Origin of the sequence: Streptococcus tangpeifui (assembly GCF_044503215.1) — a bacterium.
GTDB classification, from domain to species: Bacteria; Bacillota; Bacilli; order Lactobacillales; family Streptococcaceae; genus Streptococcus; species Streptococcus tangpeifui.
In genome coordinates this window covers 338778-356411 of sequence record NZ_CP172427.1, presented here as the reverse complement: position 1 = coordinate 356411, position 17634 = coordinate 338778, and the positions used below count along the sequence as shown (strand labels likewise).

The following is a 17634-nucleotide window of genomic DNA, read 5'->3' as shown; positions in this document are numbered from 1 at the left end:
TTTCACACCGCATGTCTGCTATTACATCTAAGAAAAAAACAATTAGTTACTTTGATTCCCCTTTTCTCTACTTTATGAAGGAGTGGGGAGTCCTTCTCATCATTATAATCGCTATCCTCCTCAGTCGTATCTTTCTCTGGACTCTCGTAACTGTTGATGGTCATTCTATGGACCCAACCCTAGCCGGCCACCAAAGGCTTTTCGTCGCTAGGACTGCCAAAATTGACCGCTTTGACATTGTCGTTGCCAAAGAAACAGAAAGCGGCAGATCTAAGCAAATTGTCAAGCGCGTCATTGGGATGCCTGGCGATACCATCACCTACGATCATGACAAATTAACCGTTAATGGTAAGACAGTCAAGGAAGCTTATCTCAAGAGCTACCAAACAAAATTTGCTCAGGATAAGTTGCAGTCAACCTACAGCTACAATAGCTACTTTCAACAATTAGCTCGGTCAGCTCAGGCCTTTACTGTTGACAAAGAAGGCAACGCCAGCTTCACGGTCAAGGTGCCTAAGGGATCCTACTTACTCTTAGGCGATGATCGCATCGTTTCCAAAGATAGCCGAGCAGTTGGAACCTTTAAAGAAGACAGCATCATCGGGGAAGTGAAATTCCGTTTCTGGCCTCTGACCGAAATTGGTAATCCAGAATAAATGATAAGAGGGGGCGGGGAGACGGCGCCCAGCTGCGTCTCCCCGCCCCCTCTTTTTTGCTAAGGCAGCCGCTATAATAATCTAAACTATCTCTCAAAGTTCAAGAAAATTTATAAAACTAACCCAGAAGAAAACAACCCCTGAATTAGGCAAACAAGCAAGGAAAACAATCATGACGGAACTCTACTTTTCAGGAACTGTTGATCGCATCATCTTTGAAAATGCCAGTAACTTCTTTAAAATTCTCCTGCTCGAAATCGAAGAAACTAATGCTTCCGATTATGATGACTTTGAAATCATCATAACGGGTACTATGGCAGATATCATAGAAGGCGAAGATTATACCTTTTGGGGCCAGCTGACCCAGCACCCCAAGTACGGAGAACAGCTCAAAGCCAGTCGCTATGAGCGAGCCCAGTTAACCTCGGCCGGTCTCATCAAATATTTTTCTAGCGATAACTTTAAAGGTATTGGGAAAAAAACCGCCCAAAGGATTGTCGAGACTTATGGTGATGACAATACCATTGACAAAATTCTGGCCCAGCCTGAAAAATTAGAAGCTATTGCAGGTCTCTCTAAGGCCAATCGAGCCAACTTTCTAGCCAGATTGAGAGCCAATTATGGAACAGAACAAATTCTCTCAAAGCTAGCTGAGTTTGGCCTCAGCAACCGTCAGGCGCTGGACATCTATGACAGTTATAAAGAAGAAACTCTGGATATCATTCAAGAAAATCCCTACCAGCTGGTTGAAGATATCAAAGGGATTGGTTTTAAAATTGCGGATAACCTCGCTGAACAGCTGGGCATCGAGAGCGACTCTCCTCAACGTTTCCGAGCCGCCCTTGTCCACAGCCTAACCGAAACTTCGCTGGAAAGAGGAGACACCTATGTCGAGGCGCGTGACTTACTAGAAAATGCCGTCAATCTACTAGAAGAGGCCCGTCAGATAGAACTAAATCCAGCTCTAGTCGCTAATGAATTAACCAATTTAATTGCCGAAGACAAGGTACAAAATATAGAAACCCGCATTTTTGATAACACTCTTTTCTACGCCGAAGAAGGAATCAAAAACAACCTCCGGCGGATTCTCGACTTTCCCCTCAAGCAAGACTATCAAGCTCAGCAAATTGAAGAAGAACTGATGACTGTTCAAACCGAACTGGGGGTCCATTACGATGACAGTCAAAAGCAAGCCATTGTCAAAGCTCTGACCAGTAAGATTTTTCTCTTGACAGGGGGTCCTGGTACTGGTAAAACTACTGTCATCAAGGGACTAATTAAGACCTATGCCGAGCTCAATCAAATTGACCTCCATAAGGGAGATATTCCTATCATACTGGCTGCTCCTACCGGTCGAGCCAGCCGACGGATGAGTGAACTGACTGGTCTGCCAGCAGCTACTATCCACCGCCATCTAGGCTTGACCACTGATGACAGCAATTTTCAGGCTTTAGATGACTATCTGGACTGCGATCTAATTATTATTGATGAATTTTCCATGGTGGATACTTGGTTAGCCAATCAATTGTTTACCGCTATCTCAAGTAATACTCAAATCATTATCGTTGGCGATAGTGATCAGTTGCCTTCTGTTGGCCCTGGACAAGTTTTGGCAGATCTCTTAAAAATTGCTGGTTTGCCCCAAGTAACTTTGACAAAAATTTTTCGTCAGTCAGAAGATTCCACTATCGTCACCCTAGCCAGTCAGATTCGTCAAGGACAGCTGCCGGATGACTTTACAGCTAAAAAAGCCGATCGCTCCTATTTTGAATCTCAAGCTAATCATATTCCTAGTATGGTCCAACAGATTGTTAGCTCTGCTATCCGCAGCGGCATCAAAGCTCAGGAAATCCAAATTCTGGCTCCTATGTACCGCGGTCAAGCGGGAATTACTAATCTTAACACTCTTATGCAGGAACTACTCAATCCCTTAAAAGACGGAAACAGTCAGTTTCTCTTTAACGACCTAAAGTTCAGAAAAAATGACAAGGTCCTCCACCTGATTAACGATGCTGAGCTCAATGTCTTCAACGGTGATATCGGCTATATTACTGACTTGATTCCCGGAAAATATACCGAGAGTAAACAGGATGAAATCTGGCTAGATTTTGATGGCAGCCAAGTGGTTTATCCCCGCAATGAATGGCACAAAATCACCCTAGCCTATGCTATGTCTATCCATAAATCCCAAGGAAGTGAGTTTCAGGTAGTTATTCTGCCTCTCACGCGCCAGAGCGGTCGTATGCTCCAGCGCAATCTCATCTACACAGCTATCACCCGTTCCAAGAGTAAGCTGATCATGTTGGGAGAGATGTCTGCTTTTGATTATGCTGTTAAAAATCAGGGAACTCAGCGCAAAACCTATCTTGTCCAACGTTTTAACCCAACTGACCGCAATGAGAAAATTTCCCAGACAAAAGTTCAAGCCGAAGCTCCACTATCGCAGGATCTTGATAACAAGCCAAAGAAAACTGGTTCTGCTTCAACTTCAGATATGGGAAGAGCAGAGTTTAATGGGACTACAGGTACCGGACTGCTGTCAGAAGAAAACATAAAAACTGCTCCAGAAATCTATCGTTTAACCGAGGACAATCTGCTCACCATTGCCCCCATGATCGGCATCAGCCAAGCCGATATTGCCAACTTTTTTAAGAACCATTCATAAACTCAGGAGACTAATATGCCCATCAAAGACATACAAACGATCTTTAGGAAATCCAACCGTACCGTAGCCATCCTCCACTTAATTAATTTAGTACTAAATATTCTGGCCCTGCTGGGACTGCTAATGTTGCACTTTGGACTCAAGTCAGGCATCTATCAGGATAGCGGACTGAGTCAGGCCGATTTAGCTTATATTAAAGAGATATTGCATTCGGTCACGACCAGCGTTCAGTTCAATCATTGTGTCAATATTATTTTTAACATTGCTATCATGAGCTTGGCCTTTAGAAATCACATTCGCTTCAAACGGAAGGACAACCTTTCAGAACTTCCTTATATGCTGGGGTACAGCCTCTTTTTCATCAATATTTTTGCCGACCTCATGGCTGTCGGACTCAATCTCAACATGGTCTTGCAACTCTTCTATCTGCCACTTTATATCAATAGCCGTCGCTCAGCCAAACTGCTCAATGCCTTAAACTAAGTCTTGGTTCACAGATTCTTTCAAAACATCATAAACTTTGGTGTCAAAATAATAATGATCCTTTCAGTTCATCTCCCTTGACGCCTTCCTTTCTTCAATTGATATCTAACATTATTTCTCTGCATAATTGCTGCCGTCTGCTTAACAGAATTTATTATTATCACTGACAAAGGCAATCTACTCTCCCTAGCCAACCTCTTAATATTGCTCGCAATAGCGTTGACTTTTATTGGATTAGCAGTTTTGCCATCGTCACTAAACTATTGATTGCGCTGCTTGATTAAGAGAGTATAAGTTCGATACTTTTCTCAAAAATCCGCTCAAGGTTCAAAAGGGCTAATCATTCCAGCCTATTCTATTATTAAGCTTCCTGATTGAGAGCTAGAATCACCTACGAGAAAAGTTAAGGGAACAAACCTCTTATTAATTTGGTTTGTTCCCTTTCTCTAATTTAGACTTTACTAGCTTTCTGATAACAGTGATTTTCTAATCTTTGTATTACTTATTACCAGAATTTTAATCATCCCTTTACAAGGAAAGTTCCATAAAAAACTGCTTGTCTCACACAATTGAGACAAGCAGTTTTTCACTTCGTTAGGCAATAACAGCTAAAACAAAGTCATTTCACTGGCTCCTGTATCCTCTAAATCTGTTACGGTAACACCGAGGAGACGGATACCCAGACTGGATTCTTCTTCCAGTTCCGCAAAGATAGCATAAGCTTCCTTTTCGATTTGTTCCCTATTCTGTGTGGCTAGCTCCAGACTGTGACGTTTTGTTAGGGTAGAAAAATCTGAATAGCGGACTTTTAGAACAATAACCTTGCCCTGCTTACTGTGTCGCTCTAAGGTATCAGCGACTCTCTTGACATGTTTGGAAATTTCAGCCTTAATGTCTTCATCATTTCGGAGTAACTTTCCGTAAGTTCGCTCGCTGCCGATGGATTTGCGCACGCGATTGGGTTTAACGGGACTGTTGGAAATACCTCTAGCCTTGCGATAAAGGTCATAACCAAAGCGTCCAAAGTGATCAATCAGGGTCATCTCAGGAATCTCCAAGAGATCCTGCCCCGTATAAACCCCTAGCTCATGCAAGCGTTTGACCGACTGCTTGCCTACCCCATAAAATTTTTCAATGGGAAGACCCTTCAAAAAATCCTCAGCCTTATCAGGTAAAATCAGGGTCAAGCCATGGGGCTTGTCATAGTCACTAGCCAATTTAGCCAGAAACTTATTATAAGAAACCCCAGCCGAACAAGTCAGCTGGACTTCCTGCCAGATATCAAACTGAATCATCTTAGCCAACTTGACAGCCGATTTAATCCCTAATTTATTTTCGGTGACATCCAGATAAGCCTCATCTATAGACATGGGTTCGAACAAATCCGTGTAGCGTTTAAAAATCTCTCGGATCTGCTGTCCAACCTGACGATACTTCTGATAGTCACCTGATATGAAAATAGCCTCAGGGCAACGTTCCAAAGCCTCCTTGGAATTCATGGCCGAATGTACACCAAATTTTCTAGCCTCATAGTTACAGGTAGACACGACACCTCTACCACCTGTTTTTCTAGGATCAGCCCCGATAATAACGGGCTTACCAACTAGGTCAGGATTATCCCGCTCTTCAACCGAGGCAAAAAAGGCATCCATATCAATATGGATGATTTTTCGACTGGTATCGTTAAGGAGGGGAAAAATTAACATACGTTTCCTTTCTGACTACAACTTAGTTAGTTTATTATACAACTTTCATGCAAAAGAGCCAAGCAGAAAAATTTATAATACAGTTCAGCAAAAAATTCTATCTGTATTATAAAAGAAAGTGGATATTCTCCCGTTTTTCCTTGTGAAAACGGTTACCCTGTGTTACTATTATACTGTAAATTGTAACAGGTGGTAGAGCCACCATGTTACTAGAAATAGGAGAATTTAGTCTTATGGCAACTGTTAAAACAAATGCTGATGTCTTTGAAAAAGCTTGGGAAGGGTTTAAAGGAACTGATTGGAAGGAAAAAGCAAGTATTGCTCGTTTCGTTCAAGATAACTACACCCCTTATGATGGTGACGAAAGCTTCTTAGCTGGTCCAACTGAACGGACGCTTCATGTCAAAAAAATTGTAGAAGATACGAAAGCTGGCTATGAAGAAACTGGCCGTTTCCCGATGGATACGCGTCCAACATCAATTGCTGATATTGATGCAGGTTATATTGACAAAGACCAAGAGTTGATCTACGGTATCCAAAATGATGAACTCTTTAAGCTTAATTTCATGCCAAAGGGTGGTATCCGTATGGCTGAAACTGCTTTAAAGGAACATGGATATGAACCAGATCCAACAGTGCATGAAATCTTTACCAAATATGCAACAACTGTCAATGATGGTATTTTCCGTGCTTATACTTCCAACATCCGTCGTGCCCGTCACGCTCACACTGTAACTGGTTTGCCAGATGCTTATTCACGCGGTCGTATTATTGGGGTTTACGCACGTTTGGCTCTCTATGGTGCTGACTACCTCATGCAAGAAAAAGTTAATGACTGGAACGCCTTGACTGAAATTGACGAAGAAACCATTCGTCTGCGTGAAGAAGTTAACTTGCAATATCAAGCCCTGCAAGATGTTGTTAAATTAGGTGATCTCTACGGTGTTGACGTTCGTCGTCCTGCAATGGATACTAAGGAAGCTATCCAATGGACCAATATCGCCTTCATGGCTGTCTGCCGTGTCATCAATGGTGCTGCTACTTCTCTCGGACGTGTGCCAATCGTTCTTGATATCTACGCTGAACGTGACTTGGCTCGCGGCACTTATACTGAAAGCGAAATCCAAGAATTTGTTGATGATTTCGTTCTGAAATTGCGTACTGTTAAGTTTGCTCGGACCAAAGCTTACGATGAGCTCTACTCAGGTGATCCAACCTTCATCACAACCTCTATGGCAGGTATGGGAGCAGATGGTCGCCACCGTGTTACTAAGATGGACTATCGTTTCCTTAACACCTTGGATAACATCGGCAATGCTCCAGAACCAAACTTGACCGTTCTTTGGACTGACAAATTACCATACGCTTTCCGTCACTACTGTATGCACATGAGCCACAAGCACTCTTCTATCCAATATGAAGGTGTAACAACGATGGCTAAAGATGGGTATGGTGAAATGTCATGTATCTCATGCTGTGTATCACCGCTCGACCCAGAAAATGAAGAACAACGTCACAACATCCAATACTTCGGTGCTCGTGTCAACGTGCTGAAAGCTCTCTTGACCGGCCTTAATGGTGGTTATGATGATGTTCATAAGGACTACAAGGTCTTCGATATCGAACCTATTCGTGACGACGTACTTGACTTTGACACCGTTAAAGCTAATTTCGAAAAATCTCTTGATTGGTTGACTGATACTTATGTAGATGCCCTCAATATCATTCACTACATGACTGATAAATATAACTACGAAGCTGTTCAAATGGCATTCCTGCCAACTCATCAACGGGCTAACATGGGATTTGGTATCTGTGGTTTTGCCAATACTGTTGATACTTTGGCTGCCATCAAGTATGCTACTGTTAAACCAATCCGCGACGAAGATGGCTACATCTACGATTACGAAACAATTGGTGACTATCCACGTTGGGGTGAAGATGACCCTCGTTCTAATGAATTGGCTGAATGGTTGATCGAAGCTTACACAACTCGTCTTCGTAGCCACAAGCTCTACAAGAATGCCGAAGCAACTGTATCACTCTTGACCATTACATCTAATGTAGCTTACTCTAAACAAACAGGTAACTCACCAGTCCACAAGGGTGTTTACCTCAACGAAGATGGCACTGTCAACCTATCTAAGTTGGAATTCTTCTCACCAGGTGCCAACCCATCAAACAAGGCTAAAGGTGGCTGGTTGCAAAATCTTAACTCTCTTGCTAGCCTTGACTTTGCTTATGCAGCTGATGGTATCTCATTGACAACCCAAGTTTCACCACGTGCTCTTGGTAAGACTCGTGAAGAACAAGTTGATAACTTGGTTACTATCCTCGATGGTTACTTTGAAAACGGTGGCCAACACGTCAACCTCAATGTCATGGATCTCAAAGATGTCTACGACAAGATTATGAGCGGGGAAGATGTTATCGTTCGTATCTCTGGATACTGTGTCAACACTAAGTACCTGACTAAGGAACAAAAGACTGAATTGACACAACGTGTCTTCCATGAAGTTCTTTCAATGGATGATGCTGCTGAAGCTCTCTCAGGCCAAGCTAAATAAAATCCATTAATAAAAAAAGGCTTTGCCATTTTGGCAGAGTCTTTTACTTTACTTATAATACAACAAGTCTACAAGATGGCAAAGGTGGGGAGAGAGAATCAATCCTTTGAATTACTGATTTCTCTCATCCCTTCATTATAAGTACACAATACACCGACGTATGATTTCGATTTTTAAAGTATATAAAATTCTCCCCTTTTTTGATTATTTCTAGGTTTGAATTGTCAGTCAAGTTAAGTGCCAAGCATCATCTGAACAAAGTAACATCAGTTTAGGCTGTTTGGGCTAGCCCGCTGATTAGTGCTCAAGCACTTTTCGTGGCCGCCAATGGATGATTGATTATAATGCGAGGTTCAAGACTTTTCAGATCGTGGCTCAACCTTATTACAATTGGGAAAAAGATTTAAACCAAAAGCTGAGTTTGAGTTATTTGGCGTTACTATCAATGACGAACGCTACCATCAATGACGAAATAAATCAGTTTCCGGACTCATCTAATATAGTTCAAACCTACAATCTACCAACTGCATTTTTAACGATTTTAACCTAATAATGGACGTCAAGCCAGATTATTGATAAACTGAAAACTGAAACTTGATAGTTTTACAGCTATAAGTTAATTCGTCAAGGCTTTCCCTGTGTATCCATAACCAGTTTTGCTTACTGGGGATGATTTAGCAGAGGGTGTAATAGTAAATTAAGAAATGAAGATGGAAACAAAAAAGAAAATAAGACGTGCAAATATCGAGTTATTACGTATTGTAGCTCTGTTTATGATTATTATGTACCACATTGTCAGACACTGTATCAGAGTCCAGCTAGTCTCTCCCGAAGACTTGGGGAGAGAGGCAGTAGAAGTCTTTAATCAGCCTGTCTTCTACCCTCGTCTGCTAATTTTGAATGTTATTATGACCTTTGGTAGTATTGGCAATGCCTTATTTATTCTGGTTTCTGGATATTTTATGGCCAATAGAGAACCTGATACTATTCAGATCGGAAAGATTTCTAAGAAGCTGCTCTATCAACTTTTATTTGCGGCTATCTTATTAACCTGCCTTTCTCCTTGGCTGCATCACCTACGGCCAGATATATTTTCAGGTCTCCAGCGATTTATGCGGATCAATGAGCGATTTTGGTTTGTCGGTTATTATTTTGTTGTGATTCTTTTTGGAAAACTGTTCTTAAATAAGTTTCTCAAACAACTGGAATATAAGCAGTATGCTAGTTTTCTTCTTGTCTTTTTAGCTCTGATAACTTTTTCTTGGACCAATCATATTATGAGATCTTTTGCGACAGGGTTAGAGGTCTTCTTGACAGGAGTCTTTCTCTATTCCTTTGCAGGATTTGTTAGGAGGTTTGACGTCCTTTCCAGAGTACGGACCTATGTTTTATTCCTCCTTCCCATGCTAGTTTATGTCTTGGTTTTGATTTCTGGTTATAATACTGTCGTAACTAGGATTCAAACCTACATAAAAAGTGACTCTACAGAAATCTTTCTCCAGCGTATTCCTAACTTTAATAATAGTAGTTTAGTCGTTATTATCGTTGCTATCTGTATTTTTGAACTCTTCCGACGCCTGTCACTACCAGATAGTAGACTAATGGCCTTTTTGGGACGGTCGACCTTTATGGTCTACCTTATCCATGATAATCGCTTCTATTACGAACTTTGGAATCTCAGAGACTGGGTAACGACTTTGGCAGCCAGTCCAACAATCTTTATCATCCAGTTGATAAAATGGACTATCTATACCTTTGCGACCGGTGTGTTTGCTTATATCTTATATGTACTATTGCACTTTATTTTGAGACGAAACAAATGGTTGTTGTTGAGATCTGAAAAGAAAATAACATAAATAAGCTAGATTTGCCATGGGCCTTTTCAAAGTCTGTGGCAATTTTTGAGCTTTAGAAAAATCCGCTAGGCTACTTCCTAGCGGATTTTATGAAACTTTTAAAAAACAGTCACAGTTAGCTTCTAAAAAGGCTTTAACAGATATTACAGATGGTCATGAGAAAGCCTAAGATAATCTGCCAGCTTAGCATTGGTCTTCTTATGATTGCGAATAGGCATTTCCTTATAGAAGGGTTGCTTGAGAGGGACCTTATGGTAAGCCATCTTGAAGAAACTTTTTTCCTGGTATTTGCCCCAGTACAGTAGATACCTAAATGCCCAAAATGGACAGTCTCATCAGCCAGTCCCAACGTTTCAATAAGCTTTTGCACCATCTTACTATCCAATTGTAAAAAGCACATTCTTTCTGGTTAAATCATCAGTCACCAATTCGGCAGCTCGTCTGCTGCAAAACCCTTGGACGCTATAAGGGCGAAGGTCTGCACAGAAAGTTGGCTGCAAGAAGGCTTTGAATTCCGCAATAATATCAGCTTCTAGTCTTTCACTATTAAAAAAGAGGTTGCCGGAATTAACAGAGGTCGCAGCTTGACGATAACCCTACTCCCTACTACTCAGCTACTTAACCAAGTCAGCCATAACAATCTTATTCTTACCACCTACATTGATACCTCTTAGAAGCAAGGTAGAACGCATCAGAGCTCCTCCTTGATGACTGTAATTAATTGATCCCGATCCAAAATCCACTGAGCACGTTCATCCCTTTCATAAGTCCGATTGGAAAGGAAGATAGCTGCTTTCTGCGCTTTCCGGTTGTAGAGAACAAAGGTTCCTGTGTAGCCCGTATGCAGGAGCCAGTCACCCTGCTTGTCCCAAGCCAAACTGCGTTCTTTTGAACCCGAAGGTGCAAAATTGTGATTGAGATAAGTCGCAAAATCCCTTTGTAAATAGGCATTCAAAAATTTTTCCAAATCCTTCAGCGTCGAAAAAAGCCCTGCCGATCCCGTATGAACTCCCAAGACCTTGGCCTTAGGGTCATGCACCACTCCGGGTAATACTCCTTTGACCGTCGGGACTGCTACTGAGACTGGACCAAAGTTAGTTTCCTTCATGGCAAATGGTTTAAAAACCCTCTGCTTAAATACATTAGCTAGAGTTTGGCTAGTCAGAGTTTCCAGCATCAGCCCCAACAAAATAAAGTTGATATCCGTGTATTTAAACTCATGCTGACTGGTTACCTGAATATGATTGATAGCCTCAATCAAGGATTCAGCGTCTAATTTGTGACGGTTGGGAATATAGGGATCAATGCCCGATGTATGAGTCAGCAGCTGGCGGATAGTCACGCTATTATTAGCAAAAGCTGGATAATAGGCCCTAAGCGGCCAATCTAATTTGACGACGCCCTCCTTAACCATCTGAATCAGTACCGTCCCCACACCGACCACCTTGGACACACTGGCTAAATCATAAGTTAACCCTGGCACAACTGGCTGCTTACCATCTAAAGTTCCCAAGTAGAATTCCTGCCAATGTTCATTGTAAAGGGCAAGGCTGGCACCATGATAGATGTCAGCCTCAATTTGTCGCTCTATTTTGTCTAAAATCTTTTTCATTTGCTAAACCATAATTCAATTTGACTAGGATCAGAAATCACAAGTACAGTTTTCCCTTTGTCGAGGTATACTGAAAGGCCTGCAGCTTCCAAATAAGCTTTCAAAGCTGTAAAATCATAATCAGCTGGAACTTGATAATCAATAATTTCAAGATCCCAAGTGGTGTTCTCAGCTGCCTGCAGATCTGGACCTTGAGCTGCCTTTAAAGTCGGTAAAAAGGCTAGTCCAGCTAGGACTTGGTAAAACCCCTGAGAAGCTTTTAAATCAGCAACGTTCAGAACCAAATTAGCAATTTGGAAATCGGACAGCCCTTGAAAATCTGGCAAAGCAGCGAAGGTCAGACCAATCCCAGAAATTTCTTCCAAACAATCACTACTCTCCTCGGCGTGAAGGAGGACAACATCATTTTCTGGCGAAATGACTTCATAGGCATAGCCTCTCTCCCCCTTAAAGAGTCGCTTATAAGCTACTCCCTGAGCTAAAAGAGCCTCAATTTCAGCAGGATTTTGAGTCTTAACTTCTAAGCGATTAAGCTTCTTTGGTCCTTCGACCTCCCGCACGCGCATGGACGGGGATTCTTCAATAACAAGTTTGACATTTTTATTGACATAGCCGCTGAAAAAAACCTCAGAATTTTCCTCTTTTAAAACTTTAAACCCTAAGTTCTTGCGATAAAATTCCGTATTACGCTCCCGATTATTGATACGAAAAAACGGTGCTGCTAAAGTAATTCCTTCAAATAATGACATCATTTTTCTCCTAACTGCTTCCATTTTAGTCAAATTCTTTTCATTTGACAAATAATTATATGCTTTAAGCAAAAACTATTTACTATTACTAGCTTTTTCTGTAAACTAGGTACATGAATGAAAATCTAATTTTACACCTGATTCAGACAGTACTGGTGTTGGCTATGATTATCGTTATCATTGAGCTGACCCTTCATATTCGCCATAAAAAAATAAATATTTTCCAGCGTTTTACAACTGGATTTTGGATTGGATTAGTCACCGATATGCTAGATACGCTGGGGATTGGCTCTTTCGCAACGACGACTACTCTTTTTAAAATCACCAAACTCAACGATGATGATAGTAAACTGCCTGGAACTATGAACACGGCTCATGTTATCCCTGTCATGGTACAGGCCCTCTGCTTCATTTTAGTCGTCAAGGTTGAACCCTTAACCTTAATTCTAATGGCTTCCGCCTCCTTCTTTGGAGCCCTTTTTGGCACTCGAATCACCAAAAATTGGAATGAACGCCTTGTCCAACGAATTTTGGGGCTACTTCTGATTGTTGCCGCTTTGATCATGGTCTACCGTATGCTAACGAATCCCGGCGGGAATTTATCAACATCTGTCCATGGCTTACACGGTATTTGGCTGGCTATCGGTGTTGGCTTCAACTTTGCTATCGGTGTGCTTATGACCATGGGACTAGGGAATTATGCTCCTGAGTTGATTTTCTTCTCCTTGATGGGATTGAGCCCAACCATTGCCATGCCAGTTATGATGCTGGATGCTGCTATGATTATGACAGCCTCCAGTACTCAATTTATCAAAGCCGACCGCGTCAACTGGACCGGTTATGCCGGCCTGGTTTTGGGAGGCATTATCGGTGTTCTCATCGCTGTATTCTTTCTTACAAATATCGACCTCAATACTTTAAAAGTCTTAGTCGTAGGTATCGTTATCTTTACTGGTACCATGCTTATCCGCTCATCCCTAACTAAAAAAATCTAGCTTTGGCTAGATTTTTTTATAAAATTACTTGCAAAACTGGCAATGATTGATAGTCAAAAAATTAAAACCAGATTAGACAACGAGCTACTGATAACTTGGCTAGAGACTAAGCAAGCAACAGCTTGTAATACTGGAGTGTGGTAGGGGACATCATCAAAGGATCATTTTGATTTTCAAAGAGTATTAAAAGCTCAGAGAATATGATTAAGGATAAAAAAGAAGCAAGACAAACTTGCTCCTTTCTTTTGACCAATTACATATACAGCGCTTTAAAGGCAGCCACAGCAATGATACCGGCAATGATTGGTGCAACAACGGGCACCCAAGCATACCACCATTTTGAATCACCCTTATGTTCACCAAGAACGGTTTCAGGCAAAAGATGGTGGAGCAAACGAGGACCAAGGTCACGCACTGGATTAAGGGCAGGGCCGGTCGGTCCACCGAGGGAAATAACCAAGGCTGCAACTAAGAAGCCAAGACCAAGGTGAGCAGCCCCCAGAGCCCCACCAGTCATCAAAGGAATTTGCGGACTTTGCTGTGTCAAGGCATCGACAGTCATACCAGTTTGTTGAGCAGCATCTTTAAGAGCCTCAGATCCAAAGTAATTATGAGTCAATGCCAAAGCACCAAAGACCAGAACAAAAGTTCCGATAAACTCGTTGATGAAACCATTGATAGTGGAAGGACGGCGACTTTCTTCTGTACCATCATCCAAGGCAGAGATAGTCGAGAAAGAACCAAGGATGGCATTTGGATCTTCTGTCTTTTGATAGTAGGCCGCATGTCCCATTACCAAGATACCTTGTCCCAACATAGCTCCCAACATTTGAGCAATCAGATAACCTGGGACATAGGTCCATTTGAAAAGACCTGAAACAGCCAAACCAAGCGTAAAGGCAGGGTTGATGTGATTACCAGAAACGGTACCAAACATAAGAGCTGGCAACATTACGGCAAAGCCATAACCAAAACCGATAACAAGCCAACCTGATTTATGGCCTTTGGTTCCCTTCAGTTCAACATTGGCAACAGAACCATTCCCAATCAAAACCATGAGAGCAGTTGCAATAACCTCTGTGGCATACTTCACCAGCCATTCATGTGTCAGGGCTTCTTTAAAAAATTCATTCATTCGTCTAGACTTCCTTTCTCCTTAACAAGTATTTAGACAGCTACCATTTTATCAAGTATAATAGATAAAGTAAAGGTATTACTGAAAATAAAACGTTTACTAGTGAGGTAAGAGCATGCGCTTCAATCAATTTAGCTACATTCCCCTTTCAGTCCAAGAAGCTGAAGCAGAATTACAAGAACTAGGTTTCTCTGTCTCCCTAAAAGAATCAGCCAAGGCCAATCTGGAACGTTTCCTTCGCAAAATTTTCTTCCACTATGGTGATACTGATATTCCCTTAAGCAATTGGATAGCCGATCCTGAGACAGATCTACTGTCTTTCTTTCAATCTGACAGACATCTGACTGAAGAAATTTTTTATACGATAGCTTGCCAAATTCTGGACTTTGTTCCCCATGTCGATTTTGAAGAGGTCACTGATTTTCTGGATCAGACAAATTTCCCTATTCAATACCAAGAGGATCAGTTTATTTTAAATCTCTATCAATTATTGGCAACCAGACAAAAAACAGGCATGACCCTGATTGATAAACTGGTCAGTCAGGGACTTATTCCTGCTGACAACCATTATCACTACTTCAATGGGAAAAGTTTGGCAACCTTCGATACCAGCCAGATTATTCGCGAAGTTGTCTATGTTGAAACCAGTATTGACAGCGATCAAGATGGGAAAAACGACTTGATTCGCGTCCATATTCTGCGGCCTCAAGCCAATCAACCTATTCCAACAACCATGACCGCCAGCCCATACCATCAAGGTACTAATCCTGTGGCAAATGATAAAAAAATGCACAAGATGGATGGTGAATTAGCTGTTAAACCTACTGGTCAGATTGAAATCGAAGAAAAGCCCATCCCTCAAGTGACCTACAACAAATCACAAGCCCCTCAAGAACCTGCCTGTGAGACTTTTACCCATATTGCCAACTACAGCCTCAACGACTACCTTCTAGCTCGAGGTTTTGCCAATATCTATGTCTCAGGTTTAGGCACTTTGGCTTCTGAAGGGTTTATGACCAGCGGAGACTATCAGCAAGTCAATGCTTTTCGGGCTGTCATTGACTGGCTCAATGGCCGGGCTGTTGCCTATACCAGTCTCAAACGAACCAGCCAAGTCAAAGCTGACTGGGCTTCTGGCAAAGTGGTTACTACAGGAATTTCCTATCTGGGAACGATGTCCAATGCCTTGGCTACTACTGCTGTCGATGGTTTGGAAGTCATCATTGCCGAAGCCGGTATTTCCTCCTGGTATGACTACTATCGTGAAAACGGCCTCGTGTCTAGTCCAGGGGGGTATCCTGGTGAAGACTTAGATGTTTTGACCGAATATACTTATTCCAGAAATCTCCTAGGCGGCGAATACCTTCGCAGCAACCAAGCCTATCAGGCCTTCCTCAAGCAGATGAGCCAAGACCTCAAAAGAGACAGGGGAGACTATAGCCAGTTTTGGCAGGACCGAAACTATGTCAGTCATGCCAAAGCAGTTAAAGCTGAAGTTGTTCTAACTCACGGTAGTCAGGATTGGAATGTCAAGCCACTTCATGCTTATCAATTCTTTAAAGCTCTTCCTTCTGATATTAAAAAACACCTTTTCTTTCACAATGGCATGCACGTTTACATGAATAACTGGCAATCCATTGATTTCCGAGAAAGCATGAACGCCCTCCTGACTCATAAACTCTTGGGCCTAAACAACGGTTTTTGGTTACCAAGCATCATCTGGCAGGACAATAGCCAAGAACAAGGCTGGCAAAGTTTAGAAGATTTTGGCGGGACCAACTATCACTCCCTTGTTTTAGGCCAAGATCAAGCGGTCATTGATAACCACTATAACCAAAAAGATTTTGATCGTTATGCCAGGGATTTCAATACGTTCAAGGCCCAACTCTTTGAGGGCAAGGCTAACCAAGTTACTCTCGATTTGACCTTGGATAACGACCTCCTGCTCAATGGTCGTCCACGCCTGAACCTGAAAATCAGATCCTCAGCCAACAAGGGAATCCTGTCCGCTCAAATTCTAGATTTTGGACCCAAGAAGCGCTACAAAGATGTCCCGACCACCAAGGAAGCCCGAGGTATTGACAATGGCCGCAATTATGTTCGCGAAAATTGTATGGAACTTCCTTTTGTACAAACACCATATCGGGTTATCAGCAAAGCCGTGCTCAACCTTCAAAATCGTCAGGACCTGCTGTCCATTAAGACAGTCCAAGCTAATCAATGGATGACCATTCAGTTAGACTTGCAGCCTAGCATCTACCGCTTAGCTAAGGGAGATCAGCTCCGTCTGGTTCTTTACACAACTGATTTTGAGCATACCATTCGCGATGATAGCGACTATCAGCTGACTGTAGATTTAGCTCACTCTAAACTCTTACTCCCCTATGGTTAAAATTAGATCCATCGAATAAAACTATAAAAGACTCCTAGAGTCGATTCAGAAGAATCTCTCCAGAAGTCTTATTTTTTATTCTCAAACACTAGCATCGATTGGCATAAAGTTGCCAACAATTTTACCAACAATTCTAGGGTTCTCATCGTAAGGAGCGAATTTATCCGCATACTGCTGATTGATAGAAACTAGGCGAAGACCATTTGGTTCGCGATAAACCCGCTTAATGTAAGTTTGACCGTCCCAATCAACCGCATAAACAGCCCCATCATAATCAAAACCAGTCTGCTTAATCAAAACTACTTCACCATTAAGGTAGGTTGGCTCCATAGAATCTCCAAAGACCCAAGAAGCAAAATCATGATCCAGTTCCTCGTCATAGAAAACCTCATCATAGTTGCCATCATTGAAGTAGGTATAACCCGTACCAGCTGACAGGCGTTCGTAGACCTTGTAAGCAAAGAGTTTCCGTCCAGACTCAGATCTTATTTTGCCTTGTTCAGCTAAAAGATGATTGGCAAAGTCCACAGTCTTCTTTTTATTACCCTTATTGAGTTGAACATAGGTCTCAACAATCTCATATTCTGACAAAAAATAAGAAGGATTCACCTGCAAAATCTTGCTGAGCTTGTTCCAGTTCTTTTGATTAGGTTTGGTTTTTCCGTTTTCCCAGTTAAAATAAGAGGGACGGGAAATTCCCAATTGTCTGGCAACATCAGCCTGTGACATTCCCAATTCCTTACGACGATTTTTCAATTTTTCAGCCGAAAACATAGCCTCACCTCATCATTAGTTTTATAACTTACAAGTAGTATAAC

General features: G+C 41.9%; 11 protein-coding genes and 2 pseudogenes. 7 read left to right on the top strand and 6 right to left on the bottom strand.

Annotation, left to right across the window (positions count from 1 at the left end):
• The first annotated feature begins 11 nt into the window (after positions 1–11).
• The 3 genes and pseudogenes from lepB to ACFSN5_RS01780 all read left to right on the top strand — a co-directional run bounded on the left by lepB (position 12) and on the right by ACFSN5_RS01780 (position 3804).
• The gene (gene lepB / locus ACFSN5_RS01790) at positions 12–656 is read left to right on the top strand and encodes a signal peptidase I (RefSeq protein ID WP_165212674.1); all 645 of its coding nucleotides are present in this window, start codon (positions 12–14) and stop codon (positions 654–656) included.
• Between the two features lie 172 nt (positions 657–828).
• Positions 829–3135: pseudogene (locus ACFSN5_RS01785) on the top strand (ATP-dependent RecD-like DNA helicase); the annotation flags it as partial.
• Positions 3136–3336: 201 nt separating this feature from the next.
• A complete protein-coding gene (locus tag ACFSN5_RS01780; RefSeq protein WP_165329326.1) occupies positions 3337–3804 on the top strand; it encodes a hypothetical protein in 468 nt (155 codons plus the stop codon).
• A 608-nt stretch (positions 3805–4412) separates the two neighbouring features.
• Here ACFSN5_RS01780 and dinB read toward each other — a convergent pair.
• Positions 4413–5510, bottom strand: a complete 1098-nt coding sequence (gene dinB / locus ACFSN5_RS01775) for a DNA polymerase IV (protein WP_165212668.1) — start codon at positions 5508–5510, stop codon at positions 4413–4415.
• A 233-nt stretch (positions 5511–5743) separates the two neighbouring features.
• Between dinB and pflB the strand changes: the two genes are divergently transcribed.
• Together pflB and ACFSN5_RS01765 are read left to right on the top strand one after the other, a co-directional pair.
• Positions 5744–8077 carry a formate C-acetyltransferase gene (pflB, locus tag ACFSN5_RS01770; protein WP_165212658.1) on the top strand — a complete coding sequence of 778 codons (2334 nt, stop codon included), beginning with the start codon at positions 5744–5746 and terminating at the stop codon, positions 8075–8077.
• Positions 8078–8787: 710 nt separating this feature from the next.
• Positions 8788–9933: an acyltransferase family protein gene (locus tag ACFSN5_RS01765; protein WP_165212656.1), complete on the top strand. Its 1146-nt coding sequence runs from the start codon at positions 8788–8790 to the stop codon at positions 9931–9933.
• 143 nt (positions 9934–10076) lie between these two features.
• Here the strand turns inward: ACFSN5_RS01765 and ACFSN5_RS01760 are convergent.
• From ACFSN5_RS01760 to ACFSN5_RS01750, 3 genes and pseudogenes are all read right to left on the bottom strand, one after another.
• A pseudogene (locus tag ACFSN5_RS01760) lies at positions 10077–10625 on the bottom strand (DUF1697 domain-containing protein).
• Positions 10625–11545, bottom strand: coding sequence for a serine hydrolase domain-containing protein (locus ACFSN5_RS01755; protein ID WP_165212654.1), 921 nt, complete (start codon positions 11543–11545; stop codon positions 10625–10627). The pseudogene ACFSN5_RS01760 and the gene ACFSN5_RS01755 overlap by 1 nt, the downstream one beginning before the upstream one ends.
• Positions 11542–12294 (bottom strand): CppA N-terminal domain-containing protein, encoded by a 753-nt coding sequence (locus tag ACFSN5_RS01750; RefSeq protein ID WP_165212754.1) that lies wholly within the window; start codon positions 12292–12294, stop codon positions 11542–11544. Before ACFSN5_RS01750 ends, ACFSN5_RS01755 begins: the two co-directional genes overlap by 4 nt.
• A 113-nt stretch (positions 12295–12407) precedes the next feature.
• Here ACFSN5_RS01750 and ACFSN5_RS01745 point away from each other — a divergent pair, with 113 nt between their 5' ends.
• Positions 12408–13289 (top strand): sulfite exporter TauE/SafE family protein, encoded by an 882-nt coding sequence (locus tag ACFSN5_RS01745; RefSeq protein ID WP_165212652.1) that lies wholly within the window; start codon positions 12408–12410, stop codon positions 13287–13289.
• A gap of 253 nt (positions 13290–13542) precedes the next feature.
• Here ACFSN5_RS01745 and gla read toward each other — a convergent pair whose 3' ends face one another.
• A complete protein-coding gene (gene gla / locus ACFSN5_RS01740) occupies positions 13543–14424 on the bottom strand; it encodes an aquaglyceroporin Gla (RefSeq protein WP_165212650.1) in 882 nt (293 codons plus the stop codon).
• Between the two features lie 115 nt (positions 14425–14539).
• Between gla and ACFSN5_RS01735 the strand changes: the two genes are divergently transcribed.
• Positions 14540–16816 carry a Xaa-Pro dipeptidyl-peptidase gene (locus tag ACFSN5_RS01735; protein ID WP_165329325.1) on the top strand — a complete coding sequence of 759 codons (2277 nt, stop codon included), beginning with the start codon at positions 14540–14542 and terminating at the stop codon, positions 16814–16816.
• A gap of 81 nt (positions 16817–16897) precedes the next feature.
• Here the strand turns inward: ACFSN5_RS01735 and ACFSN5_RS01730 are convergent, their stop codons facing one another.
• Positions 16898–17590 carry a LexA family transcriptional regulator gene (locus ACFSN5_RS01730; RefSeq protein ID WP_165329324.1) on the bottom strand — a complete coding sequence of 231 codons (693 nt, stop codon included), beginning with the start codon at positions 17588–17590 and terminating at the stop codon, positions 16898–16900.
• Positions 17591–17634: the final 44 nt, after the last annotated feature.